The following is a 26,268-nucleotide window of genomic DNA, read 5'->3' as shown; positions in this document are numbered from 1 at the left end:
TCCGGCATAAGGCGTTTTGCTACTAGTCGATTGTCGTGTTTCTGACGCAGGAACGGAGCCGATTGGCTCCGTTCCTGTGTGCATGCCGACTTACTGCGCCAGTTTCTTGTACTTGACGCGGTGGGGCTGGGACGCGGCATCGCCGAGGCGCTTCTTGCGATCGGCCTCGTACTCGGTGTAGTTGCCCTCGAAGAACACCACGCTGCCATCGTCCTCGTAGGAGAGGATATGAGTGGCGACCCGATCGAGGAACCAGCGGTCGTGGGAGATCACGATGGCGGCGCCGGGGAAGTCCAGCAGTGCCTCTTCCAGCGAGCGCAGGGTTTCCACGTCGAGGTCGTTGGACGGTTCGTCGAGCAGCAGCACGTTGGCACCCTGCTTGAGGGTCAGCGCCAGGTGCAGGCGGCCACGCTCACCACCGGACAGATCCTTGACGAACTTCTGCTGGTCGCCGCCCTTGAAGTTGAAGCGGCCGACGTAGCCGCGCGACGGCACCTCGTAGTTGCCGATCTTGATCATGTCGAGTCCGTCGGACACCGCTTCCCACACGGTCTTGCTGCCGTCCAGGTCGTCGCGGCTCTGATCCACGCAGGCCAGCTGCACGGTATCGCCGATCTCGATGCTGCCCGAATCCGGGGTTTCCTTGCCCATGATCATCCGGAACAGGGTCGACTTACCGGCGCCGTTACCACCGATCACGCCGACGATGGCGCCCTTGGGCATGCTGAAGCTCAAGTCGTCGATCAGCACGCGGTCGCCGTAGCCCTTGGTCACGTTCTTGAACTCGATGACCTTGTCGCCCAGGCGCGGGCCGGCCGGGATGTAGATCTCGTTGGTCTCGGCGCGCTTCTGGAATTCCTGCGACTGCATCTCCTCGAAGCGCTGCAGGCGGGCCTTGGACTTGGCCTGGCGGGCCTTGGCGCCCTTGCGCACCCACTCCAGCTCTTCCTTCATGGCTTTTTCGTGGGCCGACTGCTGCTTGGACTCCTGGGCCAGACGCTCGGACTTGGCTTCCAGCCAGCCGGAGTAGTTGCCCTCGTACGGGATGCCGGCGCCGCGGTCGAGCTCGAGAATCCAGCCGGCGACGTTGTCGAGGAAGTAGCGGTCGTGGGTGATGGCCACCACGGTGCCCGGGAAGTCATGGAGGAACCGCTCCAGCCAGGCGACCGAGTCGGCGTCCAGGTGGTTGGTCGGTTCGTCCAGCAGCAGCATGTCGGGAGCCGACAGCAGCAGACGACACAGCGCCACGCGACGCTTCTCGCCGCCGGAGAGGTGCTCGACCTTGGCGTCCCACGGCGGCAGGCGCAGGGCGTCGGCGGCGACTTCCAGCTGGCGCTCCAGGTTGTGACCGTCGGAAGCTTGCAGGATGGCCTCCAGCTTGGCCTGCTCGGCAGCCAGGGCGTCGAAATCGGCGTCCGGCTCGGCGTAGGCGGCGTACACCTGATCCAGGCGCGCCTGGGCGTCCTTGATCTGGCTGACGGCTTCTTCCACCACATCGCGAACGGTCTTGCTCGGGTCGAGCTGCGGCTCCTGTGGCAGGTAGCCGACATTGATCCCCGGCATGGCGCGGGCTTCGCCGTCGAACTCGGTGTCGACGCCGGCCATGATGCGCAGCAGGGTGGACTTACCGGCGCCGTTCAGGCCGAGCACGCCGATCTTGGCGCCAGGGAAGAACGACAGGGAAATGTTCTTGAGGATCTCACGCTTCGGCGGAACGACCTTGCTCAGCCGGTGCATGGTGTAGACGTATTGAGCCATGGAAACAGATGCCCGTGACAGTGGTGATGGATGCCGCCCCGGAGCCCGCGAGGGCCAGGAAAAAGGGAGGCATGTAAAGGGCGCAAAGCTACCCGAATGCACCGGTCAGGGCAAACCGCCGCAGCGCCGCGGCGGCGGCTCCGGGGCGCCTGCTGCTCATCTTGTACATGACTTTCGCTCATACCCGCCGCCGGCCGGATGAGGTAGAATCCGCGCCTCTCTTTTTATACCGCCAGCTGATCTCAGAGGACTGCCATGTTCAGCCGTGATTTGACCCTCGCCCGTTTCGACGCCGATCTCTTCGCTGCCATGCAGCAGGAAGCCAAGCGTCAGGAAGACCACATCGAGCTGATCGCCTCGGAGAACTACACCAGCCCGGCGGTGATGGAAGCCCAGGGTTCGGTGCTGACCAACAAGTACGCCGAAGGCTACCCGGGCAAGCGCTACTACGGCGGTTGCGAGTACGTCGACGTGGTCGAGCAGCTGGCCATCGATCGCGCCAAGCAGCTGTTCGGCGCCGACTACGCCAACGTCCAGCCGCACGCCGGCTCCCAGGCCAATGCCGCGGTCTACCTGGCCCTGCTCAGTGCGGGCGACACCATCCTCGGCATGAGCCTGGCCCACGGTGGTCACCTGACCCACGGTGCCAGCGTGTCCTCCTCCGGCAAGCTGTACAACGCCGTGCAGTACGGCATCAATGATCAAGGCCTGATCGACTACGACGAAGTCGAGCGCCTGGCCGTCGAGCACAAGCCGAAGATGATCGTCGCCGGTTTCTCGGCCTATTCCCAGAAGCTGGACTTTGCCCGCTTCCGCGAGATCGCCGACAAGGTCGGTGCCTATCTCTTCGTCGACATGGCTCACGTGGCCGGTCTGGTCGCCGCCGGCGTCTACCCGAACCCGGTGCCCTTCGCCGACGTGGTCACCACCACTACCCACAAGACCCTGCGCGGCCCTCGCGGCGGCCTGATCCTGGCCAAGAAGAACGAGGAGATCGAGAAGAAACTCAACTCCGCAGTCTTCCCGGGCGCCCAGGGCGGCCCGCTGGAGCACGTGATCGCGGCCAAGGCGGTGTGCTTCAAGGAAGCCCTGCAGCCCGAGTTCAAGGCTTACCAGCAGCAGGTAGTGAAAAACGCCCAGGCCATGGCGGAAGTATTCATCCAGCGCGGTTTCGACGTGGTTTCCGGCGGCACCCAGAACCACCTGTTCCTGCTCTCGCTGATCAAGCAGGACATCACTGGCAAGGACGCGGACGCCGCCCTGGGTCGCGCCCACATCACCGTGAACAAGAACAGCGTGCCGAACGATCCGCGCTCGCCGTTCGTCACTTCAGGTCTGCGTATCGGTACGCCGGCCGTCACCACCCGCGGTTTCGGCGAGACCGAGTGCCGCGAGCTGGCCGGCTGGATCTGCGACATCCTCGATAACATGGGCGACGAGTCGGTGATCGACGCGGTCCGCGGCAAGGTCGAGGCGGTCTGCGCCAAGTTCCCGGTGTACGGCAACTAAGCGCGTCCAGACGCAAACGGAAAGCCCGCGCAAGCGGGCTTTCTGCTTTCTGGCGCCAGCAACAGCAGATGGTTTGATCCCGATCGTCGCTGCGGGCTTGTGCCGCGCTAGACTCCGCTTACCGCTCATCGGAGTTCTAGCATGTTCAAAAACGCCACTGGCGTGATCCTCCCGCCACCGCTTATCTACCTGTTGTTCCTGGCTGCCGCCTGGTTGCTCGACGCGATGCTGCCCATCGCGCTGCCGCAGACGCTCTGGACGCGCTACATCGGTTGGGGATTGATCGATGCCGGCGTGCTGTTGATGCTCTGGGCCGGGTTGTTGATGCTCTGGCGCAAGACCACGGTCAATCCCTACGGCAAGCCCGCGAAATTGCTGGAGGAGGGGCCGTTCCGCTTTTCGCGCAATCCCATCTACCTGGCCGACAGCCTGATCTACGGCGGCATCGCCTTGCTCTGGGGCTCGCTGTGGCCATGGCTGCTGCTGCCCCTGGTGATCCTGACCATGCAGCGCGGGGTGATCGTGCACGAAGAGCGATTGCTAGGGCAGCTGTTCGGCGAGGACTATCGGGCCTACTGCACGCGCGTCCGCCGCTGGTTGTGACGACGACTTCAGCTGGCGCTGTCCTATAGTGAACCCAGACCTAGCGGAGTAATGCCATGAGTGATTCGTCCAGTGAGCGCCGGCGCTTTCAGCGCATCGAGTTCGACGCTGCCACCGAGCTGGTTCAGGGCGAGCGCCGCTGGCCGGCCGAACTGCATGACCTGTCGCTCAAAGGTCTGCTGGTCCGCCGGCCGGCGGGCTGGAGCGCCGACGCCGGGCAGCCGTTCGAGGCGCGGGTTCGGCTGTCCGACGATGCCGAGGTGCGCATGGAGGTGACGATGAGCCACGAGGAGGGCGAGCTGATCGGTTTCGCCTGCCAGCACATCGACCTCGACTCCATTGCCCACCTGCGCCGTCTGGTGGAGCTCAATCTCGGCGACGAAGCGCTGCTGGAGCGCGAGTTGGCCGCGCTCGGCGAGGCCTGACGGCTATTCGAAGAGCGCGTCGAGCGCCTGTTCCAAACGCGTCACCGCGATGATCTGCAGGCCCGCCGGCGCCTCTTTCGGCGCGTTGCCCTTGGGCACGATGGCGCGCTTGAAGCCATGCTTGGCGGCCTCCTTCAGCCGCTCCTGACCGCTCGGTACCGGGCGGATCTCTCCGGACAGTCCCACTTCGCCGAACACCAGGAGGTCGGTATCCAGCGGCCGGTTGCGCAGGCTGGAGATCACCGCAGCCATCAGCGCCAGATCCGCCGCGGTTTCCAGCACTTTCACGCCGCCCACCACGTTGATGAACACGTCCTGGTCATAGGTCGGGATGCTGCCATGGCGATGCAGCACGGCCAGCAGCATGGCCAGGCGGTTCTGGTCCAGGCCCAGGGTGACGCGCCGCGGGTTGGCCAGGTGGCTGGTATCGACCAGCGCCTGCACTTCCACCAGCATCGGCCGGGTGCCTTCCCAGGTGGCCATCACCACGCTACCGGGCACCGCCTCCTGAGCACGGGTGAGAAAGATCGCCGAGGGGTTGGTGACCTCCTTGAGGCCCTTGTCGGTCATGCCGAACACGCCCAGCTCGTTGACCGCGCCGAAGCGGTTCTTCACCGCCCGCAGCAGGCGCAGACGGCCATCGGACTCGCCCTCGAAATAGAGCACCGTGTCGACCATATGCTCGAGCACGCGCGGCCCGGCCAGGGCGCCTTCCTTGGTGACGTGGCCGACGAGGAAGATCGCCGTGCCGCTCTGCTTGGCAAAGCGCACCAGCAGCGCCGCGCTCTCGCGGACCTGGGCCACGCCGCCAGGTGCCGACTGCAGCTGCTCGGTAAAGATGGTCTGGATCGAGTCGATGACCATGACCTTGGGCTTCTCGGCGCGGGCGGTGGCGATGATCGATTCGATGCAGGTCTCGGTCATCACCTTGAGCCGGTCCTGCGGCAGGTCCAGGCGGCGGGCGCGCATGGCAACCTGTTGCTGCGATTCCTCGCCGGTGACATACAGCGCTGGGAAGCGCTGAGCGATAGCGCAGAGCGTCTGCAGGAGGATCGTGGACTTGCCGATGCCCGGGTCGCCGCCGATCAGCACCACCGAGCCGTCCACCAGGCCACCGCCGAGCACGCGGTCCAGTTCGCCGGAGGCGGTGGAGAAGCGCGGCACTTCCTCGACGCTGACTTCGGCCAGGGTCTTGATGTTGGCCTGGTCACCAGCCCAGCCGGCGCGTCCCGAGGCGGCTGGGGTGGCCTCGACGACGGTTTCCACCAGCGTATTCCACGCGCCGCAATCGCCGCACTGGCCGGCCCACTTGGGGAAGGTCGAGCCGCATTCGGTGCAGCCATACATGCGCTTGGCCTTGGCCATGGGAAACTCCGGGTCGGAAAAGGGGTGTCGCATGATAACGGCTGACTTGATTGGCATCAGCCACAAGCGGAAGCGGAGCAGCCAGACTGTAAACAAATCGAGCAGGAGTGCGTGCCATGCGACATCTGTTGTTTCTGCATCTGCTGGGTGCGACCGTCTGGGTTGGCGGCCATCTAGTGCTATTGCTGGGCGTGCTGCCCAGGGCCATGCGCCAGCGCGATCCGCAGCCGGTACGCCAGTTCGAGCAGCTTTACGAACGCATCGGCATTCCGGCGCTGCTGATCCAGATCATCACCGGCTTCTGGCTGGCGAGCCTCTGGCTACCCCACGGGCAGTGGTTCGACACCACACCGATCGCTCGGCTAGTGCAGGCCAAGCTGGTGCTGCTCGGCTTGACCGCACTGCTCGGCGCCCATGCGCGGCTGGCGTTGATTCCGAAGCTGGACGGGCAGCGCCTGCCGCAACTGGGCCTGCACATCGTGCTGATCACGCTGACCGCGGTGGCGTTCGTCTGGGTCGGCTCGGGCTTTCGTTTCGGCGGCCTGTTCTAGCCGACGGTGAAAATAGAAAGCCCGCCGAATGGCGGGCTTTTTCCGTTTCGCTGGCTCTTAGCCGCAGCAACCGCCGCAGCAGCTGCCGGAGGCGCGCCGGAGGTCGCGGGCGATGTCGTCCTTGAGGGTCACGCGTTCCAGCTTGAGGGCGGTGAGCGCGGCGTCGTCGAGGGTTTCGACGCCGTCCTCGATGCGGCAGATGCGCTTGTCCAGCGCTTCGTACTCCTCGGCCTTGCGGGCGAAGAGAGGGTCTTCCTGGCGCAGGCGCTGCAGTTGTTCGCGCTTTTCAGGGAAATCCTTGATCAGGGGATGGTGTTCGACGTGCATGGAAATCGCTCCGGGTGTCAGGAAGGGCTCTACCTTATTCGCCCGCCCGGCAGAACCGGTTGACGGCGATCAAGCGAACCTCACTGGCAATCCTCGGTCGATGAAAGGCGCATCGGCGTGGTCAGTCGTGGCCGGCCCGCCTATGCTCTACGACGGTGCTCCGCGAGGTAGCGCACCGTTGCAGGCCAGCCCGCCACTACCAGAAGGATGAAGCGAATTATGAGTCTGATCAGCGAATTCAAAGCGTTCGCCGTGCGCGGTAACGTCGTCGACATGGCGGTGGGGATCATCATCGGCGCCGCGTTCGGCAAGATCGTGTCGTCGTTCGTGGATGGCGTCGTGATGCCGCCGCTGGGGTTGCTGATCGGAGGTGTGGATTTCTCCGATCTGGCGATCGTGCTCAAGGAGGCGGCAGGGGATGCTCCGGCCGTGCTGCTGCGCTACGGCGCGTTCATTCAGACGGTGGTGGATTTTCTGATCATCGCCTTCGCCATCTTCATGGCGATCAAGGCCATCAATCACCTCAAGCGCAAGGAGGCCGAAGCGCCATCCGCACCGCCGGCTCCCAGCAAGGAAGAACTCTTGCTGAGCGAGATTCGGGACCTGCTCAAGGAGCAGCGGCGCGGTTGAGCGCCGCCGAGGTCCGCTCCCGGCGCAGGCGTCGGGAGCGGTTTTCGGTTACTGCGGTTTCGGTGTGTCGGCGGTGCTCGCCGGAAGAACCGGGTAGGCTACCTGAGGCTGATCGCCGGTCACGCTGCGCAGGAAGGCGGTGATGGCGCTGACCTCGTCCTGATTGAGCTGACGGCCCAGCTGGCTGTCGCCCATGATGGCCACCGCCTGCTCCAGCTCCCAGACCTCGCCGCTGTGGAAGTACGGCGGCGTCAGGGCGACGTTGCGCAGCGGCGCGGCGCGGAAGACGTATTCGTCGCTGGCGGTGTTGGTCACCGTGAAGCGGCCCTTGTCGCCGGCCGGCAGCACTTCGGCACCCGGCTTCTTGACGACGCCGAAGGGGAAGTAGCCCTGGCCGCCGAGGTTCACGCCGTTGTGGCAGGCGGAACAGCCCACGTCCATGAACAGCGCGAGGCCTTGCTTCTGCTTGTCATCCAGGGCCTTGTCCTCGCCCTTGAGGAAGCGGTCGAACGGTGAGTTCGGCGTGGTCAGGCTCACTTCGAAGGCTTCCAGCGCATAGGCCATGTTGTCGAAGCTGACCGGGTCCTTGTCTTTCGGGAAGGCCTTCTTGAACTCGGCGGCGTACTCCGGAATGCTCTTGAGCGTGGCGACGACGCGTTCGGGCGTGCTGTTCATTTCCACGCTCGCCTGGACCGGGCCCTTGGCCTGTTCCTGGAGATCCTTGGCGCGGCCATCCCAGAACTGGGCGGCGTTGAACACGGCATTCAGCACGGTGGGCGAGTTGCGCGGGCCTTTCTGCCAGCCATGGCCGATGGACGTCGGCACGTTGTCGCTGCCGCCGATGCTCAGGTTGTGGCAGGTGTTGCAGCTGATCACATGGCTGCTGGACAGGCGCGGGTCGAACCACAGCTTGTGCCCGAGCATGGCCTGATCCTCGCTGACCTTCTGGCCACGCACCTCGGTGACTTTGTCCGGAATCGGCTTGAAGATGGCATTGGCACGTTCGCGAAGATCGTCAGCGCTCGCGGCGCCGGTGACCAATAGGCTGCTAAGCAATAGGGGAAGGGCGCATCACGGAAGCTCCTTTTTGTGTTGGCTGGCTTTAGGAAGCGCTTTTCCGTCAAGCGACCGTTTGATCTGCATCAAGCCCCGGGGCGGTGTCCGCTGCGGCCAAATGTATCCACTTGTGTCATTACAGCCGCCGCTCGGGTTTTATCGCCGAAACCGGACCGTCGCCCGCTGGATGCCCGGGCCGGCTGCCAGCCTTGCGGCGCGCCCGAGGCAACGCCAGAATGACGCCATCAATCGTGGCCGCATGCGCCACTCCAGCAAGGATTCCCGATGCCTGAAACTGTCGCTGCCGGCTTGCGCCTGGCACCCGATGCGCTGACCCGTCCCTTCGAGCCCAGCCAATTCAACTTCAAGACCACCGCCGAGCTTGAGCCCTTTCTCGGCGTGCTCGGTCAGGAGCGCGCCGTCGAGGCGCTGCAATTCGGCGTTGCCATGCCGCGACCCGGTTACAACGTCTATGTGATGGGCGAGCCGGGCACCGGGCGTTTCTCTTTCGTACGGCGTTACCTGAAGGCCGAAGGCAAGCGACTGCAGACACCGTCGGACTGGGTCTACGTCAACAACTTCGACGAGCCCCGTGAGCCGCGGGTGCTCGAGTTGCCCCATGGTGGCGCGGCGGGGTTCATCGCCGACATCAACCAGCTGATCGACAACCTGCTGGCGACCTTTCCGGCGGTGTTCGAGCATCCGAGTTTCCAGCAGAAGAAGAGCGCCATCGACCGCGCCTTCAACCAGCGCTACGACAAGGCGTTGGACGTCATCGAGAAGCTTGCGCTCGAGAAGGAAATCGCCCTCTACCGCGACAGCACCAATATCGCCTTCACCCCGATGAAGGACGGCAAGGCGCTGGACGAGACCGAATTCGCTCAGCTGCCGGAAGCCGAGCGCGAGCGTTACCACGAAGATATTTCCGCGCTGGAAGTGCGGCTGAACGAAGAGCTGGCCAGCCTCCCGCAGTGGAAGCGCGAGTCCACCAACCAGTTGCGCCAGCTCAATGACGAGACCATCAGTCAGGCACTGCAGCCGCTGCTGGCGCCCCTTTCGGAAAAGTATGCCGAGAACGCCGGCATTGAGGCTTATCTGCAGGCGGTGCAGGTCAACTTGCTGAAGACCGTGGTCGAGCAGCTGGTCGACGAGAACCGCCCGGAGGCACAGAACCGCGTGCTGCTCGAGGAGCAGTACAGCCCGAGCCTGGTGGTCGGCCACCCGGTCGATGGCGGCGCGCCGGTGGTGTTCGAGCCGCACCCGACCTTCGACAACCTGTTCGGCCGTATCGAATACGGCACCGACCAGGGCGCGCTTTATACCAGCTACCGCCAGCTGCGCCCCGGCGCCCTGCATCGCGCCAATGGCGGCTTTCTCATGCTGGAGGCCGAGAAGCTGCTCAGCGAGCCCTTCGTCTGGGAGGCGCTCAAGCGCGCCCTGCAATCGCGCAAGCTGAAGATGGAGTCACCGTTGGCCGAGCTGGGTCGCCTGGCCACGGTGACGCTGACGCCGCAGGTCATCCCGCTGAACGTCAAGGTGATCATCATCGGCTCGCGCCAGCTCTATTACACGCTGCAGGACCTGGATCCGGACTTCCAGGAGATGTTCCGCGTGCTGGTGGACTTCGACGAGGACATCCCGCTGGCCGAGGACAGCCTCGAGCAGTTCGCCCAGCTGATGAAAACCCGTACATCGGAAGAGGGCATGGCCCCTCTCACCTCGGCAGCGGTGGCGCGCCTGGCAACCTACAGCGCACGTCTGGCCGAGCATCAGGGGCGGTTGTCGGCGCGCATTGGCGACCTGTTCCAGCTGGTCAGCGAGGCCGACTTCATTCGCCAGCTGGCCAAGGACGAGGTGACGGACGTCGGCCATATCGAGCGTGCACTGAAGGCCAAGGCCACGCGCACGGGCCGCGTTTCGGCGCGGATTCTCGAGGACATCCTCGCCGGCGTGATCCTGATCGACAGTGAGGGTGCGGCGATCGGCAAGTGCAACGGCCTGACCGTGCTGGAAGTCGGTGATTCGGCATTCGGTATGCCGGCACGCATCTCCGCCACCGTCTATCCGGGTGGTTCAGGCATCGTCGACATCGAACGTGAGGTCAACCTCGGCCAGCCGATCCACTCCAAGGGAGTGATGATCCTCACTGGCTACCTGGGCAGCCGCTACGCCCAGGAGTTTCCCCTGGAGATTTCCGCGAGCATCGCGCTGGAACAGTCCTACGGTTACGTCGACGGCGACAGCGCCTCGCTGGGCGAGTGCTGTGCGCTGATCTCGGCGCTGTCGCGCACACCGCTCAAGCAGTGCTTCGCCATCACCGGCTCGATCAACCAGTTCGGTGAAGTGCAGGCGGTCGGCGGGGTCAACGAGAAGATCGAAGGCTTCTTCCGCCTCTGCGAGGCACGCGGCCTGACCGGCGAGCAGGGGGTGATCATCCCGTTCGCCAACGTCACCACCCTCATGCTCGATGAGCGCGTGCTGGAGGCCGTACGCCAGCAACGCTTCCACGTCTATGCTGTAAGACAGGTGGATGAGGCGTTGTCGCTGCTGGTGGGCGAGGATGTGGGCGCGGCCAATGAGCAGGGCCACTTTCCCAAGGGCAGCGTGAACGCCAGGGTAGTCGAACGGCTGCGCGACATCGCCGAGATCGAACTGGAAGAGGAAGGCAAGGGCGAGACGGCGGTGGCGCCGGAGCAAGAGGCTGCCAAATCCGAAGGGAGCAGCTGAACGTCGCCATTGTGCGGTTTTTGAACGGAACGATAGGGCGCGCGGCGGGTCTGCAGTGGAGAAGGGCATGCACCCTTCATTCACAGGATTATCCACAGCTTCAGGGGATAAACAGGCTCTCGCGCTACATCCGTGCAGGATGTTCCCGCGTCAGCCCGACGCGAGGATTGCCGTCATGCCGCACAACCTTTGTCTCAACCGCCAGTGCCTGGGCCTGGTTACCCGTATCGAATGCGTTATCCGCCCCCTCGCTGGCGGCAATGGCCTATGGACGCTGCTCTGCGCCGCAGGGCTGGCCGATGGTCAGCCCACCGCGATCAAGGTTCAGGGGCCCTTCCATGGGCCGGCCATGGCTGAGTCGGTGCTGCAGGCCATCGCCGACAATCTCGTCGGGCAGGGCTACCGCGAATCGGACGATCCCTCCATCTGGCAGCTGCACATGCAGGCCGAGCTGCGGCGGGTCAACGCCAACCAGGGGCGCTTCCTCAGCGGCTGGGAATGATCGTCACAGCGTCATCGATGTGCGGCCTTCTGGCGCTGACCTGCCGGTGACGGCCCGGTTCTGTCCTGGCGCCACGATGACCCTTTGCCCGCCTTGGTCCGCTCGACCCTGCTGCGTATACTCGCGCCTCGTTCAATTACCGCTGTGAGACCTCATGGAACGCATTCTCGAGAACGCCATGTATGCCGCTCGCTGGCTGCTGGCGCCCATCTATTTCGGTCTGGCATTTGCGCTGCTGGCCCTGGCGATCAAGTTCTTTCAGGAGATCTTCCATATCCTGCCGATGATCCTCTCCATCAGCGAGGCGGATCTGGTGCTGACCCTGCTGTCGCTGATCGACATGGCGCTGGTCGGCGGGCTGCTGGTGATGGTGATGATCTCCGGCTACGAGAATTTCGTTTCGCAACTGGACGTGGACGAGGGCAAGGAAAAGCTCGACTGGCTCGGCAAGATGGATTCCAGCTCGCTGAAGCTCAAGGTCGCCGCCTCCATCGTGGCGATTTCCTCTATCCACCTGCTGCGTATGTTCATGGACGTACAGCAGATCGATAGCGAAAAGCTGATGTGGTACGTGATCATCCACCTCACCTTCGTGGTGTCGGCCTTTGCCATGGGTTACATGGACAAGATCACCAAGCACTGACACCTCGCCTGCGGCAGTCATCGGAAAAGCTGTACAGAATTATTGTTTTGTTCAATATTCTGTATCGTTATTTCCTGAGTACTTGCCATGAACCTGAGCGACCTCGCCCGGCATGCCAATGCGGGGCGTATCGATGCCCTCGAGCTGATTTCCCTTGAGGGCGGCATCTATATTCTCGACATCTATCTGCAGGGCCAGCGACACGCGCTGGTCGACGAGCGCGGCAGCGTTTGCCATCTGCGTTCGGTCGAGCACGCGCGCGACCTGCTGCGCGACCTTCCCGAGCTGCCGTTCCATCTGGTGCAGCAGTCCCCTTATGACGAGATGTGCGGCCTGGCGGATGGCGTTCGCGAGCCGCTGCGTGTACCCATCGGCATGCGTTCGCAGTGGTGAGACTCGCCAGGGCGTGTGCTGAAGGCGCTTCGCTGTGAGCGTAGCGGCGCTGCGGCTGGTGCTGGGGGACCAGCTGAGCTTCGAGCTGTCCGCCCTCGAAGGTCTTGATGTGGCGCGTGACCGGGTGCTGCTCGCGGAAGTGGCGGAGGAAGCAGGTCACGTTCCGCATCATCCACAGAAGATCGCCTTCATATTCAGCGCCATGCGCCACTTTGCCGAGGCACTGCGCCTGCTCGGCGTGGCGGTGGATTATGTACGACTCGACGATCCGGCCAACAGTGGCTCGCTGGCAGGCGAGCTGCTCCGTTTCGCGACGCTGCATCGGCCGCGATCGATTCATGTCACCGAGGCCGGCGACTGGCGCGTCGAGCAGACGCTCAACGGTTGCGGCCTGCCAATCACCTGGCATGCCGATCGGCGTTTCATCTGCTCGCGCAGCGAGTTCGCGCGTTGGGCACAGGGCAAGGCGCAGTTGCGCATGGAGTTCTTCTACCGCGAGATGCGGCGTCGAACCGGCTTGCTGCTGAATCCGGATGGCTCGCCGGAGGGTGGAGTCTGGAATCTCGATGCCGACAATCGCAAGGCGCTGCCGCGCGGGTTACATGGCCCGATCAGGCTGTCCTTTACGGCCGATGACATTACCCGTGAAGTGCTGACACTGGTGAGCTCACGCTTCGCCCATCACTACGGCGGCCTGGATGGCTTCGATTACCCGGTGACCCACGCCGAGGCCGAGCGGCTCTGGTTGAATTTCCTCGATTTCGGGCTGGCGGCCTTCGGCGACTACCAGGACGCCATGGCCAGCGGAGAGCCTTTCCTCTTTCATGCCCGCATCGGCGCGGCGCTCAACGTCGGACTGCTCGACCTGCGGCGACTGTGCGCCGATGTCGAGGCGGCCTATCGAAAGGGGCACGTGGCGCTGAATGCGGCCGAGGGCTTCATTCGTCAGCTGATCGGCTGGCGCGAGTACGTGCGCGGCATCTATTGGCTGCAGATGCCCGACTACGCGCGGCGCAACGCTTTCGGCAACGACCGGCCACTGCCGGAGTTCTACTGGACCGGCCGCACGCGGATGAACTGCATGCGCCAAGTAATCGGGCAGACGCTCGAACTCGCTTATGCGCATCATATTCAGCGGCTGATGGTGACGGGCAACTTCGCCCTGCTCGCGGGTATCGCGCCGCCGGCGCTGTGCGACTGGTACCTGGCCGTGTACATGGATGCCTTCGAGTGGGTGGAGCTGCCCAACGTGCTGGGCATGGTGCTGCACGCCGACGGTGGTTACCTGGGGTCCAAGCCTTACTGCGCGAGCGGCCAGTACATCAAGCGGATGTCCGATTACTGCCAGGGTTGCTCATACAGCGTGGCCGAGAGCACGACGGAGAATGCCTGTCCGTTCAACGCGCTGTACTGGCATTTCCTGATGCGCCACCGTGAGCGGCTGCAGGGCAATCCACGAATGACCATGGTCTATCGCAACTTGACCCGCATGGACGAGGCCAGGCAGCAAGCGCTCTGGCAGCGTGGCGAGGCGCTGCTGGCACGGCTGGATGCTGGGGATTCCTTGTGAGAAGGAAGGCCGACCTGCCATCGAAGGTTTGTGCCCGCTGCGGCCTGCCGTTCACCTGGCGCAGGAAGTGGGCGCGCTGCTGGGATGAAGTGCGTTACTGCTCGCAGCGCTGCCGGGGCAGGTGAGCCACGCTGCGACGACTCCGGCTGTCCGGCTGTGCTAGTCTGGCCGACCTTTTTTACCTGACCGGAGCCCGGCATGACCGAACTCAATCTCTCCACCGACGAAACCCGCGTCAGCTACGGCATCGGCCGTCAGCTGGGTGATCAGCTGCGTGACAACCCGCCGCCGGGTGTCAGCCTCGACGCGGTGATCGCCGGTATTCGTGACGCGTTCGCCGGTGGTGCCAGCCAGGTCAGCCCCGAGGCGCTGAATGCCAGCTTCGCGGTGATCCGCCAGCGCATGCAGGTCGAAGCTCAGCAGAAGGCCGAGGCCGCCGCTGCCGAAGGCCGTGCCTTCCTCGCCGAGAACGCCAAGCGCGACGGCGTGGTGGTGCTGGAATCCGGTCTGCAGTATGAAGTGCTGTCCGCAGGCGACGGCGCCAAGCCGACCCGCGAAGACAGCGTGCGGACCCACTACCACGGCACCCTGATCGACGGTAGCGTGTTTGACAGCTCCTACCAGCGCGGCCAGCCGGCCGAGTTCCCGGTCGGAGGCGTCATCGCCGGCTGGACCGAGGCGCTGCAGCTGATGAATGCCGGTAGCAAATGGCGCCTCTATGTGCCGAGCGAACTGGCCTATGGTGCCCAGGGCGTCGGTAGCATTCCGCCGCACAGTACGCTGGTGTTCGACGTCGAACTGCTGGACGTGCTCTGACGCAGTCGCGGTCTTTCGGTTGCTGTCGCGCGCTATGCGCGGCGGCTCCGACCACGGGACGCGCGTATTTCCTGCCTCGGTGCGCGCGTTCAGGTCCCTGTCAGCTCAGGGGCGCAATGCCCGGGCATAGCTGAACAGAAACAGATTGCGGATCTGCTCCTTGAGCACGCAAGGTTCGTTCGTACTGAGCTCCTGCAGGTCGAGATCGCCCTGCTCGCGCAGCTCCTCCAGCGCCTCTCCATCCAGTGAAACGCACACCGCGCCGGTATTGCGGTCGAGTATGCGAAGGTAGGGCTGCGGCCGGTCCAGCCAGGCGTCAATCAGATAAGTCATGCGGCATCTCCAATTCAATCTCTTAATGAGAATAATTGTTATTTGCAAAGATGCAAGCGCGAATTTCCACCTGCCGATCGGGTAACGGCGAGCCAGGTAGTTATGCGGTCATAGGTGGACAGCTGCGCCGCAGGTGACGCAGCGATGTAGCAGATCAGTGAGTGCGGGCCACTGCGAAACGGCAGAGATCGGCCAGCGCATCGCGATATTGGTTGGCCGGAACGACTTCGAGGCAGGCGATGGCACGTTCGGCATAGTCGCGGGCGAGCCTGGCGGTGTAGTCCAGGGCTCCCGAGGCTTCGACCGCAGCGCGGATGCTCTCCAGATCTTCCAACCCGCCTTTCTGGATGGCCTTGCGCACCAGGGCGGCCTGTTCGGCAGTGCCTTCGCGCATGGTGTAGATCAGCGGCAGCGTGGGTTTGCCTTCGGCGAGGTCGTCGCCGACGTTCTTGCCGAGGGTTTCGGCATCGCCCTGGTAGTCGAGCAGATCATCCACCAGCTGGAATGCGATGCCGAGGTGGTCGCCGAAGGTACGCAGCGCCTCGCGCTGCTGCTCGCTGGCGCCGGCCAGGGTGGCGGCACTGTGCGTCGAGGCCTCGAAGAGCATCGCGGTCTTGCCACGGATGACTTCCATGTAGATCTCTTCGGTGGTGCTGGCGTCGCGAACCTTCGACAACTGCAGCACTTCGCCTTCGGCGATGACCCGGGTCGCTTGGGAAATGATGCGCATGACGGGCATCGAATCCAGCTCGACCATCATCTCGAACGAGCGCGCATATAGAAAGTCGCCAACCAGCACGCTGGGCGCGTTGCCCCATAGCGCATTGGCGGTGGAGCGGCCACGACGCATGCCGGACATATCGACGACGTCGTCATGCAGCAGCGTGGAGGTGTGGAGGAATTCGATGATGGCGGCGAGCAGGCGCAATTGCTCACCCTGATGGCCCAGCGCGCTGCCGCTCAGCAGCACCAGCAGCGGGCGCAGGCGTTTGCCGCCGGCCGAAGTGATGTAATCCCCGATCTTTTCCACCAGAGGAACGCGCGAAGTCAGCTGCTTGCGGATGATGCCGTCGACAGCGGCAAAATCGTCCGCCACAACTTGATAGAAAGGCTGGGGTTGCATCGGGGACTCCTCGCAGATTGCGCGGCATGCTAGGGGGCGGGTCTGGCACTGTCAAGGCAACGCCCTTTGGCTATTGCGCGGGGTGTGGTGCATGCGTACAATCGCGGACCCTGAACTTCCCCCTGGGCATTTCCCTGCCTTACGCAATTGCACGGGCGTCACCTTCCGGCCCCATGCAGCCATGCCAGCCACTAATCATTCTTTCAAAGCGCTGGGTGAGCAGGATCAACGGAGATACAAGATGTACGCAGTTATCGTAACCGGCGGCAAGCAATACAAGGTTGCCGAAGGCGAATACCTCAAGATTGAAAAACTCGAAGTTCCGACTGGCGAAGCTGTCACCTTTGACCGCGTTCTGCTGATCGGCAACGGCGACGATGTGAAGATCGGCGCTCCGGTGGTCGATGGCGCCAAAGTCACCGCTGAAGTGGTTGCCCAGGGCCGCCACGACAAAGTGACCATCATCAAGTTCCGCCGTCGTAAGCACCACATGAAGCGTCAGGGCCACCGTCAGTGGTTCACTGAGGTCAAAATCACCGGTATTCAGGGCTAATCGGGCCTGAATCCCCATATAGGAGTATTGAACTCATGGCACACAAAAAAGCTGGCGGTTCTACCCGCAACGGTCGCGACTCAGAAGCCAAACGACTTGGCGTGAAGATGTACGGCGGCCAGGCCATCAAGGCCGGCAACATCATCGTGCGTCAGCGCGGCACCCAGTTCCACGCCGGTTATGGCGTTGGCATGGGCAAGGACCACACCCTCTTCGCCAAGGTCGAAGGTGTGGTCAAGTTCGAAGTGAAGGGTGCTTTTGGCCGTCGCTACGTGAGCGTCGTCGCAGCCTAACTGCGGCGTTGCTGGAAAAGCCCTGTCATGCGACGGGGCTTTTTTGTTTCTGTATCCTGTGAGGCTCTTGCCGAGAACCGCTTGGCGATCGTCCGGTTTTTCGCAAGATCCTTACGTTCTTGTTTCTTAAGCCCGTCCTGCGACGGGAGGCGTTCCCATGAAATTCGTCGATGAAGTATCGATTTTTGTAAAGGCCGGCGACGGCGGTAACGGCATGATGAGCTTCCGTCGCGAGAAGTTCATCGAAAAGGGTGGCCCTAACGGCGGTGATGGTGGTGACGGCGGCTCGGTGTATCTCGAGGCTGACGAGAACCTCAATACGCTGGTGGACTATCGCTATACCCGGCGCTTCCAAGCGCAGAACGGGCAGAAGGGCGGCAGCACCGATTGCACTGGCGCCAAAGGCGAAGACCTTATCCTACCGGTGCCGGTAGGTACCACGGTCATCGATGCAGCGACCCAGGAAATCATGGGCGACCTGACCAAGGCCGGTCAGCGACTGCTGGTGGCGCAGGGTGGCTGGCACGGGCTCGGCAATACGCGTTTCAAGTCCAGCACCAACCGCGCGCCGCGGCAGACAACGCCAGGCAAGCCGGGCGATGCGCGCGACCTCAAGCTGGAGCTGAAGGTGCTGGCAGACGTCGGTCTGCTCGGATTGCCGAATGCCGGCAAGAGTACCTTCATTCGCTCGGTGTCGGCGGCCAAGCCGAAGGTGGCTGAATATCCGTTCACCACGCTGGTGCCGAACCTCGGCGTGGTCAGCGTGGGTCGCTACAAGAGCTTCGTGATTGCCGATATTCCGGGGCTGATCGAGGGTGCCTCGGAAGGTGCCGGGCTCGGCATTCGCTTCCTCAAGCATCTGGCGCGTACCCGTCTGCTGCTGCATCTGGTCGATATGGCGCCGCTGGACGGCAGTGACCCTGCCGATGCTGCTGAGGTGATCCTGCACGAGCTGGAGAAGTTCAGTCCGGCGTTGACGCAGCGTGATCGCTGGCTGGTGCTGAACAAGGCCGATCAGCTGCTTGAAGAAGAGCGCGAAGAGCGCGTCCGGCAGGTGGTCGAGCGGCTGGACTGGAAAGGACCGGTGTTCGTCATCTCCGCGCTGGAGAGCGAGGGTACCGAGGCGCTCAGTCAGGCGATCATGCGTTACCTGGACGAGCGCGCCGTGCGTATCGCCGAGGAGCCGGAGTATGCCGAGGCGCTTGCCGAGCTGGATCGGCAGATCGAGGACGAGGCGCGGGCTCGGCTGCAGGAGCTCGATGATCAGCGGGCGCTGCGTCGTGCTGGCGTCAAGTCGGTCGAGGAGGCGGATGATGACGACTTCGACGACGATGATGATGACGAGGGCGGTGCCGAGATCATCTACGTTCGCTGAGGCGAGCGTCGGGCCGCTGTGAGGCCTGGTTCAGGCGGGTGGTCGGCGGGCTGGCTCGTGCGCAGCCCGATCCGGAAGTGTTTTGGCCGAATGGAAGGCGGGAACGATGCGGGACAAGGTGAGCGGCGCGCGGCGCTGGGTGGTGAAGATTGGCAGTGCGCTGCTGACCGCAGACGGTCGAGGGCTCGATCAGGCGGCGATGGCTGTCTGGGTCGACCAGATGGTGGCGCTGCGAGCGGCGGGCGTCGAGCTGGTGCTGGTCTCGTCCGGTGCGGTGGCTGCCGGCATGAGTCGTCTCGGCTGGGCTTCGCGCCCCAAGGCGGTGCACGAACTTCAGGCTGCCGCTGCGGTGGGCCAGATGGGGTTGATTCGTGCCTGGGAGTCGAGCTTTGCGCGCTGCGATCAGCAGACCGCGCAGATTCTGGTCACCCATGACGATCTGTCCGATCGCAAGCGCTACCTCAATGCGCGCAGCACGTTGCGCACGCTCATCGATCTCGGCGTGGTGCCGGTCATCAACGAGAACGACACGGTGGTCACCGACGAGATCCGCTTCGGTGACAACGATACCCTGGCCGCACTGGTTGCCAACCTGGTCGAGGCCGACCTGCTGGTGATCCTCACCGATCGCGATGGCATGTTCGATGCCGATCCGCGTCATAACCCCGAAGCCAATCTGATCAGCGAGGCGCGTGCCGACGACCCAGCGCTGGATGCGGTCGCAGGCGGCACCGGTGGCGCCCTGGGTCGCGGCGGCATGCAGACGAAGCTCAGGGCGGCGCGCCTCGCCGCGCGTTCCGGTGCGCACACGGTGATCGTCGGTGGGCGCATCGAGCAGGTGCTGTCGCGCCTCAAGGCGGGCGAGCGGCTGGGTACCCTGCTGGCGCCTGAATGCAATCGGCATGCGGCGCGCAAGCAATGGCTGGCCGGGCATCTGCAGACGCGTGGCACGCTGACCCTGGATGAAGGGGCGGTGCTGGCCTTGCGTCAGGGCAACCGCAGCCTGCTGCCGGTCGGCGTGCGTGCGGTGCAGGGCGCGTTCCGCCGTGGCGAGATGGTGGTCTGCGTCGGTCCGCAGGGCGCCGAGGTGGCGCGCGGGCTGGTGAATTACAGTGCGGCTGAGGCGCAGCGCATTCTCGGGCGGTCATCCGACGAGATCGAAAAGCTGCTGGGCTATGTCGATGAGCCCGAGTTGATCCATCGCGACAACATGATTCTGGTCTGAGCTGTTCCATGCGCTTGGCGATTGCGGCACTGATGGTGGGATTGGCCCTGCCGGGCCTGGCGGCTGCCGAGGAGATCGGCGCGGTCGACACGGTGTTCAAGTGGCTCGGGCCGAATCACAAGATCGTCGTCGAGGCATTCGATGATCCCATGGTCGATGGCGTAACCTGCTATCTGTCGCGGGCCAAGACTGGTGGAATCAAAGGTGGTCTGGGGCTGGCGGAGGATCGCGCGGAGGCCTCCATCGCCTGTCGTCAGGTCGGCCCGATTCGCATCAAGGGCAAGCTCAAGGATGGCGATGTGGTGTTCAAGGAGCGCACGTCGCTGGTGTTCAAGACCATGCAGGTGGTGCGTTTCTTCGACGAGTCGCGCAATGCGCTGGTCTATCTGGTGTACAGCGACCGGGTCATCGAGGGTAGTCCGCAGAATGCGGTGACGGCGATTCCGATTCTGCCCTGGCCGGTGACGCAATAATTGCAGTCGTCTGGATCCGTCGGGGTGAGGCAGAAAAAGCAGACACAAAAAAACCGGCGCTAGGCCGGTTTTTTTTACAAGAACCTGCAGTTAGGCTGCAGCAGCTTCGCCGAGGGCCTTGATGTGGCCGTTCAGGCGGCTCTTGTGACGAGCGGCTTTGTTCTTGTGGATGATGCCTTTGTCGGCCATGCGGTCGATGACCGGCACGGCGGCGGTGTAGGCTGCGCGGGCCTTGTCCAGGTCCTTGGCGTCGATGGCCTTGACCACATTCTTGATGTAGGTGCGAACCATGGAGCGCAAGCTGGCGTTGTGGCTGCGACGCTTCTCAGCCTGAATTGCGCGTTTTTTGGCGGAAGGGCTGTTGGCCACCGTCGAACTCCTCGAAAACGTGGGGATTGCAAAGCAAATAAGGCCGCGAATCATGCCGATGCGAAGGGCGCTTGTCAAGCCTGGTCGAATGGCTTGAGAAGCTGGCCGGACAGATGGGCTGAGGCTAAACTCGCCGCCTCATTTCGTGTCGTAACTGGCCATCGATCAGGCCGGCGCAGGGCGCCCGGTCGATCACTCTCGCTGCAACTCTAGGAAGACAAATGTCCGAAAAAATCGGCAAGGGCGGATTGTTGCGCTCCAGCGCCGTGGTCAGTGTCATGACCCTGCTGTCGCGCGTGCTGGGCATGGTACGCGATATGGTGGTCGCCAGCTACTTCGGCTCCGGTGCGGCGGCGGATGCGTTCTTCATCGCGTTCAAGATCCCCAACTTCCTCCGCCGGTTGTTCGCCGAGGGGGCCTTCGCCCAGGCCTTCGTGCCGGTGTTGTCGGAGTACCGCACCAAGCGCACGCTGGCGGACGTCAAGCAGCTGGTGGATCGTACGGCTGGCATGCTGGGGCTCATTCTGGCGGGGCTGACCGCGCTGGGCGTGCTGTTCGCGCCCTATGTGGTGATGGTCTTCGCGCCGGGCTTTCACGACGATCCGGCGAAAATGCAGCTGGCCGGCGAGTTGCTGCGCATCACCTTTCCCTATCTGATGCTGATCTCGCTGACGGCCTTCACCTCCGGGGTGCTGAACAGCTATGGCTATTTCGCGGTGCCCGGTTTCACGCCTGTGCTGCTCAACGTCTGCATGATCATGTCGGCGGTGTTCCTGACCCCCTATTTCGATCAGCCGATCATGGCGCTGGCCTGGGGCGTGTTCATCGCCGGGTTTGCCCAGCTGGCGTTCCAGCTGCCGTATGTCGCCAAGCTGGGGCTGCTGCCCAGGCCACGAGTCAAGCGGGGTGACGAGGGGGTGCGGCGCATCATGCTGCTGATGGTGCCGGCGCTGTTCGGGGTTTCGGTAAGCCAGATCAATCTGCTGCTGGATACCGTGCTAGCGTCCTTCCTGCAAACCGGCAGCGTCTCATGGCTCTATTACGCCGACCGGCTGTCCGAATTGCCGCTGGGTGCGTTCGGCATCGCCATCGGCACGGTAATTCTACCGAGCCTGTCGCGCCAGCATGCCGGCGAGGATCCCAAGGCGTTCTCGGCGACTCTGGACTGGGCGCTGCGCATGGTGCTGCTGGTGGGCGTACCGGCGGCACTGGCGCTGGGCATTCTCGCCGAGCCGATGATCGCCAGCCTGTTCTACTACGGGGCCATGAGCGAGGAGGCGGTAGTGCAGTCGGCGCGGGCGCTGCAGGCGTACTCGCTGGGCGTGCTGGCGTTCATGCTTATCAAGGTGCTGGCGCCGGGCTTCTTCGCGCGTCAGGACCTGAAGACGCCGGTGCGTGTCGCCGTGATCTGCATGGTGGCGAACATGGTGATGAACCTGATTCTGATCTGGCCGCTGCAGCACGTCGGCCTGGCGCTGGCGACTTCGCTGTCATCCATGCTCAACGCCGTGCTGCTGTTCTGGGGGCTGTACAAGATCGGCGTCTATCGGCCGGCACCCGGCTGGTGGCTGTTCGGCCTGCGCCTGGCAGCGGCCTGTGCGGCGATGGTGGCGGTGGTCTGGTGGCTGAACGTGCCGGCCCAGGAGTGGTTCCAGTGGGGTTGGCAGCAGCGCGCGCTGCAGCTGGGCCTGTTGGTCTGCGCCGGCCTGGCGGCATTTGTCGCTGGGCTGTTGCTGATGGGGTTGCGACCGCGACATTTGCGGCATTGATCGCCACTGTCCGGCCGATGCAAACCTGTCCGCTGACCATGTCACATGCGTATAATCGGCCACTTTTCAAGCAAGAAGTGCGGTATGCAGCTGGTTCGAGGTCTTCACAACCTGCGCCCCCGACATCGGGGCTGCGTCGCCACCATCGGCAATTTCGACGGCGTGCACCGGGGGCATCAGGCCATCCTGGCGCGCTTGCGCGAACGTGCGGCCGAGCTGGGGCTGCCGAGCTGCGTGGTGATCTTCGAGCCGCAACCGCGTGAGTTCTTCTCGCCGGACAAGGCGCCGGCGCGGCTCACCCGCTTGCGTGAAAAGCTGCAGCTGTTGAGCGAGCAGGGCGTCGATCTGGTGCTGTGCCTGGCGTTCAATCGCCGCCTGCGAGAGCTGAGTGCCGCGGAGTTCGTCCACGCCACGCTGGTTGAAGGCCTCGGCGTGCGGCATCTTGAAGTGGGCGACGATTTCCGTTTCGGCTGTGACCGCGCCGGCGACTTCGACTTCCTGCTCAAGGCTGGCGCCGCCGAAGGCTTCAGTGTCGAGGCGGCCACCACCATCGAGGTGGATGGCGAGCGTGTCAGCAGCACGCGGCTGCGCCAGGTACTGGCCGACGGTGACCTGGGTTGTGCCGAGGCATTGCTCGGCAGGCCCTTCGCGATCACCGGGCGGGTCATGCATGGGCAGAAACTCGGTCGCCAGCTGGGCGCGCCGACTGCCAACGTGCAGCTCAAGCGTCGCAACACGCCGCTCAGCGGCGTGTTCGTCGTGACACTCGAGGTAGAGGGCAATGTGTTCGCCGGCGTGGCCAACATCGGCATGCGGCCTACGGTCGAAAGCGACGGCCAGCCCCATCTGGAGGTCCATCTGCTCGATTACCAGGGTGACCTGTATGGCCGTCTGGTGCAGGTGACCTTTCATCGCAAGCTGCGCGACGAGCAGCGCTTTGCCTCGCTTGAGGCGCTCAAGACGGCGATCGATGCGGACATCGCCGCTGCCCGTGATTACTGGCGGGCTTCATCCCTTATGACGAGTCAGGACTGAAATGACCGATTACAAAGCGACCCTCAATCTGCCGTCCACGGCATTTCCGATGAAGGCCGGTCTGCCACAGCGCGAGCCGGAGATTCTGCAGCGCTGGAACAGCATCGACCTGTACCGGAAGCTGCGGCAGATCGGCGAGGGACGCCCGAAGTTCATCCTGCATGATGGCCCGCCGTACGCCAACGGCAACATCCACATCGGCCATGCGGTGAACAAGGTCATCAAGGACATGATCGTCCGCTCGCGTACCCTCGCCGGGTTCGACGCACCTTACGTGCCGGGCTGGGACTGCCACGGTCTGCCAATCGAGCACAAGGTCGAGACCACCTTCGGCAAGAACCAGCCAGCGGATCTGACCCGCGAGCGGTGCCGCGCCTACGCCGCCGAGCAGATCGAAGGGCAGAAGGGCGACTTCATTCGTCTCGGCGTTCTGGGTGACTGGGACAACCCCTACAAGACCATGGACTTCGCCAATGAGGCCGGTGAAATCCGGGCGCTGGCCAAGATGGTCGAGGGTGGCTTTGTCTTCAAGGGGCTGAAGCCGGTCAACTGGTGCTTCGACTGCGGTTCGGCGCTGGCAGAGGCCGAGGTGGAGTATCAGGACAAGAAATCCGATGCCATCGACGTCGCCTTCGATGTCGAGGACGCCGACAAGCTGGCCGCCGCGTTCGGCCTGGCCAGTCTGGCCAAGCGCGCCAGCATCGTCATCTGGACCACCACGCCCTGGACCATTCCGGCCAACCAGGCGCTGAACGTGCATCCCGAGTTCGTCTATGCGCTGGTCGACACCGGCGAGCGTCTGCTGGTGCTGGCCGAAGAACTGGTCGAGTCCTGTCTGCAGCGCTATGGCCTGGCCGGTGAAATCATTGCCCGTTGCGAGGGCAAGGCGCTGGAGCTGATCCGCTTCCGCCATCCGTTCTACGAGCGCTTTGCCCCGGTCTACCTGGCCGACTATGTGGAAACCGGCGCTGGCACCGGTATCGTCCATTCGGCGCCCGCATACGGCGAGGACGACTTCCGCTCCTGCAAGCACTACGGGATGGAGAATGACGACATTCTCGGCCCGGTGCAGAGCAACGGCGTCTATGTCTCGGATCTGCCGTTCTTTGGCGGCCAGTTCATCTGGAAGGCTAATCCGGCGATCGTCGAAAAGCTCGCCGAGGTGGGTGCGCTGCTCAAGCACGAGTCGATCCAGCACAGCTACATGCATTGCTGGCGGCACAAGACACCGCTGATCTACCGCGCCACGGCACAGTGGTTCGTCGGCATGGACAAGGTTGCCCATGACGGCAGTTCGCTGCGTCGTCGTGCACTGGACGCCATCGAGCAGACCGAGTTCGTCCCGGCCTGGGGGCAGGCGCGTTTGCACGGCATGATCGCTGGGCGTCCTGACTGGTGCATCTCGCGCCAGCGCAACTGGGGCGTGCCGATCCCGTTCTTTCTGCACAAGGAAAGCGGCGAGCTGCACCCACGCACCGTCGAGCTCATGGAACAGGTCGCCCAGCGCGTCGAGCGCGAGGGCATCGAAGCCTGGTTCAAACTCGACCCGGTCGATCTGCTTGGCGACGAGGCGGCGCAATACGAGAAGACCAACGACACCCTCGATGTCTGGTTCGACTCCGGTACCACCCACTGGCACGTGATGCGCGGCTCGCATCCCATGGGCCACGAGCAGGGGCCGCGTGCCGATCTCTATCTGGAAGGCTCCGACCAGCATCGCGGCTGGTTCCATTCCTCGCTGCTGACCGGCGCCGCCATCGATGGCCACGCGCCGTACCGCGGCTTGCTCACCCATGGCTTCACCGTGGATGAGAACGGCCGCAAGATGTCCAAGTCCCTCGGCAACGTGATCGCTCCACAGGAAATCACCGACAGTATGGGCGCCGATATCCTGCGTCTGTGGGTTTCGGCCACCGACTATTCCGGCGAGATGGCGGTTTCCAAGCAGATCCTGCAGCGCAGCGCCGATGCCTACCGGCGTATCCGCAACACCGCGCGCTTCCTGCTCTCGAATCTCGACGGCTTCGACCCGGCGCAGCACATGGCGCCGAACGATCAGCTGATCGCGCTGGACCGCTGGGCCATCGACCGTGCGCTGTTGCTGCAGCGCGAGATCGAAGAGGCCTACACGACCTACAAGTTCTGGAATGTCTATCAGAAAGTGCACAACTTCTGCGTGCAGGAGCTGGGCGGCTTCTATCTGGATATCATCAAGGACCGTCAGTACACCACGGGCGCCGACAGTCTACCGCGGCGTTCCTGCCAGACTGCGCTGTACCACATCGCTGAGGCACTGGTGCGCTGGATCGCGCCGATCCTGGCATTCACCGCCGAAGAGATCTGGCAGTACCTGCCGGGCGAGCGCAACGAGTCAGTGATGCTCAATACCTGGTACGAAGGGCTTGCCGAACTGCCGGAAGGCTTCGAGCTGGGCCGCCCGTTCTGGGACAAGGTCATGGCGGTCAAGGCGGCGGTGAACAAGGAGCTGGAAAACCAGCGTAATGCCAAGGTCATCGGCGGCAACCTGCAGGCCGAAGTCACCCTGTATGCCGAGGACGCCCTGGTTACCGAACTGGCCAAGCTGGGCAACGAGCTGCGCTTCGTGCTGATCACTTCGGCCGTCGCGGTCGCGCCGCTGGCGCAGGCGCCTGCCGCGGCGGTGGAGAGCGAGTTGGCCGGCCTCAAGCTGTTGGTGAAGAAGACCGAGCACGCCAAGTGCGGTCGCTGCTGGCACCACCTGCCGGATGTCGGTAGCCACGCCGAGCACCCGGAAATCTGCGGGCGCTGCGTGGAAAACATCGAAGGTGCCGGCGAGGTGCGTCACTATGCGTGACGGCCTCGCCAT

Annotated in this window: 27 protein-coding genes; 20 read left to right on the top strand and 7 right to left on the bottom strand. The window is 63.8% G+C overall.

Features of this window, described 5'->3' with window-relative positions; translation table 11 throughout:
• Nucleotides 1-90: 90 nt before the first annotated feature.
• The gene (gene ettA / locus P5703_RS17490; protein WP_017245363.1) at nucleotides 91-1,758 is read right to left on the bottom strand and encodes an energy-dependent translational throttle protein EttA; all 1,668 of its coding nucleotides are present in this window, start codon (nucleotides 1,756-1,758) and stop codon (nucleotides 91-93) included.
• A 255-nt stretch (nucleotides 1,759-2,013) separates the two neighbouring features.
• On the opposite strand from ettA, the gene glyA reads away from it, so the two are divergent.
• The 3 genes from glyA to P5703_RS17475 all read left to right on the top strand — a co-directional run bounded on the left by glyA (nucleotide 2,014) and on the right by P5703_RS17475 (nucleotide 4,295).
• Entirely contained in the window at nucleotides 2,014-3,267 is a 1,254-nt protein-coding gene (gene glyA / locus P5703_RS17485) for a serine hydroxymethyltransferase (RefSeq protein ID WP_013981842.1), read from the top strand.
• A gap of 141 nt (nucleotides 3,268-3,408) precedes the next feature.
• Nucleotides 3,409-3,870, top strand: a complete 462-nt coding sequence (locus tag P5703_RS17480) for a methyltransferase family protein (protein WP_014595895.1) — start codon at nucleotides 3,409-3,411, stop codon at nucleotides 3,868-3,870.
• A 56-nt stretch (nucleotides 3,871-3,926) separates the two neighbouring features.
• Complete coding sequence (locus tag P5703_RS17475) at nucleotides 3,927-4,295, top strand: PilZ domain-containing protein (protein WP_285588433.1); 369 nt, start codon at nucleotides 3,927-3,929, stop codon at nucleotides 4,293-4,295.
• Nucleotides 4,296-4,298: 3 nt separating this feature from the next.
• Here P5703_RS17475 and radA read toward each other — a convergent pair whose 3' ends face one another.
• A complete protein-coding gene (gene radA / locus P5703_RS17470) occupies nucleotides 4,299-5,660 on the bottom strand; it encodes a DNA repair protein RadA (protein ID WP_011912133.1) in 1,362 nt (453 codons plus the stop codon).
• Between the two features lie 116 nt (nucleotides 5,661-5,776).
• Here radA and P5703_RS17465 point away from each other — a divergent pair, with 116 nt between their 5' ends.
• Nucleotides 5,777-6,211: a CopD family protein gene (locus tag P5703_RS17465; RefSeq protein ID WP_011912134.1), complete on the top strand. Its 435-nt coding sequence runs from the start codon at nucleotides 5,777-5,779 to the stop codon at nucleotides 6,209-6,211.
• 57 nt (nucleotides 6,212-6,268) lie between these two features.
• On the opposite strand, the gene P5703_RS17460 is transcribed toward P5703_RS17465, so the two are convergent.
• Nucleotides 6,269-6,538: an HP1242/YdcH family protein gene (locus P5703_RS17460; RefSeq protein WP_108241504.1), complete on the bottom strand. Its 270-nt coding sequence runs from the start codon at nucleotides 6,536-6,538 to the stop codon at nucleotides 6,269-6,271.
• A gap of 219 nt (nucleotides 6,539-6,757) precedes the next feature.
• Here P5703_RS17460 and mscL point away from each other — a divergent pair, with 219 nt between their 5' ends.
• The gene (gene mscL / locus P5703_RS17455; RefSeq protein WP_014595898.1) at nucleotides 6,758-7,168 is read left to right on the top strand and encodes a large-conductance mechanosensitive channel protein MscL; all 411 of its coding nucleotides are present in this window, start codon (nucleotides 6,758-6,760) and stop codon (nucleotides 7,166-7,168) included.
• Between the two features lie 48 nt (nucleotides 7,169-7,216).
• Here the strand turns inward: mscL and P5703_RS17450 are convergent, their stop codons facing one another.
• The gene (locus P5703_RS17450) at nucleotides 7,217-8,209 is read right to left on the bottom strand and encodes a cytochrome-c peroxidase (RefSeq protein WP_181453315.1); all 993 of its coding nucleotides are present in this window, start codon (nucleotides 8,207-8,209) and stop codon (nucleotides 7,217-7,219) included.
• A gap of 300 nt (nucleotides 8,210-8,509) precedes the next feature.
• Between P5703_RS17450 and P5703_RS17445 the strand changes: the two genes are divergently transcribed.
• From P5703_RS17445 to bamJ, 7 genes are all read left to right on the top strand, one after another.
• Nucleotides 8,510-10,951, top strand: coding sequence for a Lon protease family protein (locus tag P5703_RS17445; RefSeq protein ID WP_049339016.1), 2,442 nt, complete (start codon nucleotides 8,510-8,512; stop codon nucleotides 10,949-10,951).
• A 175-nt stretch (nucleotides 10,952-11,126) separates the two neighbouring features.
• Nucleotides 11,127-11,453: a PA4575 family protein gene (locus P5703_RS17440; RefSeq protein WP_013981858.1), complete on the top strand. Its 327-nt coding sequence runs from the start codon at nucleotides 11,127-11,129 to the stop codon at nucleotides 11,451-11,453.
• Between the two features lie 154 nt (nucleotides 11,454-11,607).
• Nucleotides 11,608-12,096, top strand: a complete 489-nt coding sequence (locus P5703_RS17435; RefSeq protein WP_011912140.1) for a TIGR00645 family protein — start codon at nucleotides 11,608-11,610, stop codon at nucleotides 12,094-12,096.
• 87 nt (nucleotides 12,097-12,183) lie between these two features.
• Complete coding sequence (locus tag P5703_RS17430; protein WP_013981859.1) at nucleotides 12,184-12,489, top strand: DUF6482 family protein; 306 nt, start codon at nucleotides 12,184-12,186, stop codon at nucleotides 12,487-12,489.
• 34 nt (nucleotides 12,490-12,523) lie between these two features.
• Nucleotides 12,524-14,059, top strand: a complete 1,536-nt coding sequence (locus tag P5703_RS17425) for a cryptochrome/photolyase family protein (protein WP_256068604.1) — start codon at nucleotides 12,524-12,526, stop codon at nucleotides 14,057-14,059.
• On the top strand, nucleotides 14,056-14,184 hold the full coding sequence (locus P5703_RS17420) for a DUF2256 domain-containing protein (RefSeq protein ID WP_020306566.1): 129 nt from the start codon (nucleotides 14,056-14,058) through the stop codon (nucleotides 14,182-14,184). Before P5703_RS17425 ends, P5703_RS17420 begins: the two co-directional genes overlap by 4 nt.
• 73 nt (nucleotides 14,185-14,257) lie before the next feature.
• Nucleotides 14,258-14,875 (top strand): BamJ family beta-barrel-assembly machinery protein, encoded by a 618-nt coding sequence (bamJ, locus tag P5703_RS17415; RefSeq protein ID WP_256068606.1) that lies wholly within the window; start codon nucleotides 14,258-14,260, stop codon nucleotides 14,873-14,875.
• 105 nt (nucleotides 14,876-14,980) lie between these two features.
• On the opposite strand, the gene P5703_RS17410 is transcribed toward bamJ, so the two are convergent.
• Both P5703_RS17410 and P5703_RS17405 read right to left on the bottom strand, forming a co-directional pair.
• On the bottom strand, nucleotides 14,981-15,208 hold the full coding sequence (locus tag P5703_RS17410) for a PA4570 family protein (protein WP_049339019.1): 228 nt from the start codon (nucleotides 15,206-15,208) through the stop codon (nucleotides 14,981-14,983).
• Nucleotides 15,209-15,362: 154 nt separating this feature from the next.
• Nucleotides 15,363-16,331 (bottom strand): polyprenyl synthetase family protein, encoded by a 969-nt coding sequence (locus tag P5703_RS17405; RefSeq protein WP_049339020.1) that lies wholly within the window; start codon nucleotides 16,329-16,331, stop codon nucleotides 15,363-15,365.
• Between the two features lie 241 nt (nucleotides 16,332-16,572).
• On the opposite strand from P5703_RS17405, the gene rplU reads away from it, so the two are divergent.
• The 5 genes from rplU to P5703_RS17380 all read left to right on the top strand — a co-directional run bounded on the left by rplU (nucleotide 16,573) and on the right by P5703_RS17380 (nucleotide 20,250).
• Nucleotides 16,573-16,884: a 50S ribosomal protein L21 gene (gene rplU, locus P5703_RS17400; protein ID WP_013981863.1), complete on the top strand. Its 312-nt coding sequence runs from the start codon at nucleotides 16,573-16,575 to the stop codon at nucleotides 16,882-16,884.
• 35 nt (nucleotides 16,885-16,919) lie between these two features.
• Nucleotides 16,920-17,177: a 50S ribosomal protein L27 gene (gene rpmA / locus P5703_RS17395; RefSeq protein ID WP_011912146.1), complete on the top strand. Its 258-nt coding sequence runs from the start codon at nucleotides 16,920-16,922 to the stop codon at nucleotides 17,175-17,177.
• A gap of 157 nt (nucleotides 17,178-17,334) precedes the next feature.
• Nucleotides 17,335-18,552 (top strand): Obg family GTPase CgtA, encoded by a 1,218-nt coding sequence (cgtA, locus tag P5703_RS17390; RefSeq protein WP_020306563.1) that lies wholly within the window; start codon nucleotides 17,335-17,337, stop codon nucleotides 18,550-18,552.
• Between the two features lie 106 nt (nucleotides 18,553-18,658).
• Nucleotides 18,659-19,777, top strand: coding sequence for a glutamate 5-kinase (gene proB, locus P5703_RS17385; protein WP_019406341.1), 1,119 nt, complete (start codon nucleotides 18,659-18,661; stop codon nucleotides 19,775-19,777).
• Nucleotides 19,778-19,785: 8 nt separating this feature from the next.
• Nucleotides 19,786-20,250, top strand: coding sequence for a CreA family protein (locus P5703_RS17380; RefSeq protein ID WP_014595902.1), 465 nt, complete (start codon nucleotides 19,786-19,788; stop codon nucleotides 20,248-20,250).
• Nucleotides 20,251-20,340: 90 nt separating this feature from the next.
• Here P5703_RS17380 and rpsT read toward each other — a convergent pair whose 3' ends face one another.
• Nucleotides 20,341-20,619, bottom strand: a complete 279-nt coding sequence (gene rpsT, locus P5703_RS17375) for a 30S ribosomal protein S20 (protein ID WP_003288018.1) — start codon at nucleotides 20,617-20,619, stop codon at nucleotides 20,341-20,343.
• Between the two features lie 221 nt (nucleotides 20,620-20,840).
• On the opposite strand from rpsT, the gene murJ reads away from it, so the two are divergent.
• The 3 genes from murJ (at nucleotide 20,841) to ileS (ending at nucleotide 26,256) form a co-directional block, all read left to right on the top strand.
• The gene (murJ, locus tag P5703_RS17370) at nucleotides 20,841-22,388 is read left to right on the top strand and encodes a murein biosynthesis integral membrane protein MurJ (protein ID WP_053527278.1); all 1,548 of its coding nucleotides are present in this window, start codon (nucleotides 20,841-20,843) and stop codon (nucleotides 22,386-22,388) included.
• An 84-nt stretch (nucleotides 22,389-22,472) separates the two neighbouring features.
• Nucleotides 22,473-23,423 carry a bifunctional riboflavin kinase/FAD synthetase gene (ribF, locus tag P5703_RS17365; protein WP_053527277.1) on the top strand — a complete coding sequence of 317 codons (951 nt, stop codon included), beginning with the start codon at nucleotides 22,473-22,475 and terminating at the stop codon, nucleotides 23,421-23,423.
• A 1-nt stretch (nucleotide 23,424) separates the two neighbouring features.
• The gene (gene ileS, locus P5703_RS17360) at nucleotides 23,425-26,256 is read left to right on the top strand and encodes an isoleucine--tRNA ligase (protein WP_279642926.1); all 2,832 of its coding nucleotides are present in this window, start codon (nucleotides 23,425-23,427) and stop codon (nucleotides 26,254-26,256) included.
• Nucleotides 26,257-26,268: the final 12 nt, after the last annotated feature.

This window comes from Stutzerimonas sp. FeSN7 (assembly GCF_030263795.1).
Lineage (GTDB): Bacteria > Pseudomonadota > Gammaproteobacteria > Pseudomonadales > Pseudomonadaceae > Stutzerimonas > Stutzerimonas stutzeri.
The sequence above is the reverse complement of the archived record's forward strand: the minus strand, read 5'-3'. Positions and strand labels throughout refer to the sequence as shown.

Coding starts and splice junctions, on each gene's coding strand:
- ettA (WP_017245363.1), bottom strand. CDS start 1,758: ATGGCTCAATACGTCTACACCATGCACCGGCTGAGCAAGGTCGTTCCG.
- glyA (WP_013981842.1), top strand. CDS start 2,014: ATGTTCAGCCGTGATTTGACCCTCGCCCGTTTCGACGCCGATCTCTTC.
- P5703_RS17480 (WP_014595895.1), top strand. CDS start 3,409: ATGTTCAAAAACGCCACTGGCGTGATCCTCCCGCCACCGCTTATCTAC.
- P5703_RS17475 (WP_285588433.1), top strand. CDS start 3,927: ATGAGTGATTCGTCCAGTGAGCGCCGGCGCTTTCAGCGCATCGAGTTC.
- radA (WP_011912133.1), bottom strand. CDS start 5,660: ATGGCCAAGGCCAAGCGCATGTATGGCTGCACCGAATGCGGCTCGACC.
- P5703_RS17465 (WP_011912134.1), top strand. CDS start 5,777: ATGCGACATCTGTTGTTTCTGCATCTGCTGGGTGCGACCGTCTGGGTT.
- P5703_RS17460 (WP_108241504.1), bottom strand. CDS start 6,538: ATGCACGTCGAACACCATCCCCTGATCAAGGATTTCCCTGAAAAGCGC.
- mscL (WP_014595898.1), top strand. CDS start 6,758: ATGAGTCTGATCAGCGAATTCAAAGCGTTCGCCGTGCGCGGTAACGTC.
- P5703_RS17445 (WP_049339016.1), top strand. CDS start 8,510: ATGCCTGAAACTGTCGCTGCCGGCTTGCGCCTGGCACCCGATGCGCTG.
- P5703_RS17440 (WP_013981858.1), top strand. CDS start 11,127: ATGCCGCACAACCTTTGTCTCAACCGCCAGTGCCTGGGCCTGGTTACC.
- P5703_RS17435 (WP_011912140.1), top strand. CDS start 11,608: ATGGAACGCATTCTCGAGAACGCCATGTATGCCGCTCGCTGGCTGCTG.
- P5703_RS17430 (WP_013981859.1), top strand. CDS start 12,184: ATGAACCTGAGCGACCTCGCCCGGCATGCCAATGCGGGGCGTATCGAT.
- bamJ (WP_256068606.1), top strand. CDS start 14,258: ATGACCGAACTCAATCTCTCCACCGACGAAACCCGCGTCAGCTACGGC.
- P5703_RS17410 (WP_049339019.1), bottom strand. CDS start 15,208: ATGACTTATCTGATTGACGCCTGGCTGGACCGGCCGCAGCCCTACCTT.
- P5703_RS17405 (WP_049339020.1), bottom strand. CDS start 16,331: ATGCAACCCCAGCCTTTCTATCAAGTTGTGGCGGACGATTTTGCCGCT.
- rplU (WP_013981863.1), top strand. CDS start 16,573: ATGTACGCAGTTATCGTAACCGGCGGCAAGCAATACAAGGTTGCCGAA.
- rpmA (WP_011912146.1), top strand. CDS start 16,920: ATGGCACACAAAAAAGCTGGCGGTTCTACCCGCAACGGTCGCGACTCA.
- cgtA (WP_020306563.1), top strand. CDS start 17,335: ATGAAATTCGTCGATGAAGTATCGATTTTTGTAAAGGCCGGCGACGGC.
- proB (WP_019406341.1), top strand. CDS start 18,659: ATGCGGGACAAGGTGAGCGGCGCGCGGCGCTGGGTGGTGAAGATTGGC.
- P5703_RS17380 (WP_014595902.1), top strand. CDS start 19,786: ATGCGCTTGGCGATTGCGGCACTGATGGTGGGATTGGCCCTGCCGGGC.
- murJ (WP_053527278.1), top strand. CDS start 20,841: ATGTCCGAAAAAATCGGCAAGGGCGGATTGTTGCGCTCCAGCGCCGTG.
- ribF (WP_053527277.1), top strand. CDS start 22,473: ATGCAGCTGGTTCGAGGTCTTCACAACCTGCGCCCCCGACATCGGGGC.
- ileS (WP_279642926.1), top strand. CDS start 23,425: ATGACCGATTACAAAGCGACCCTCAATCTGCCGTCCACGGCATTTCCG.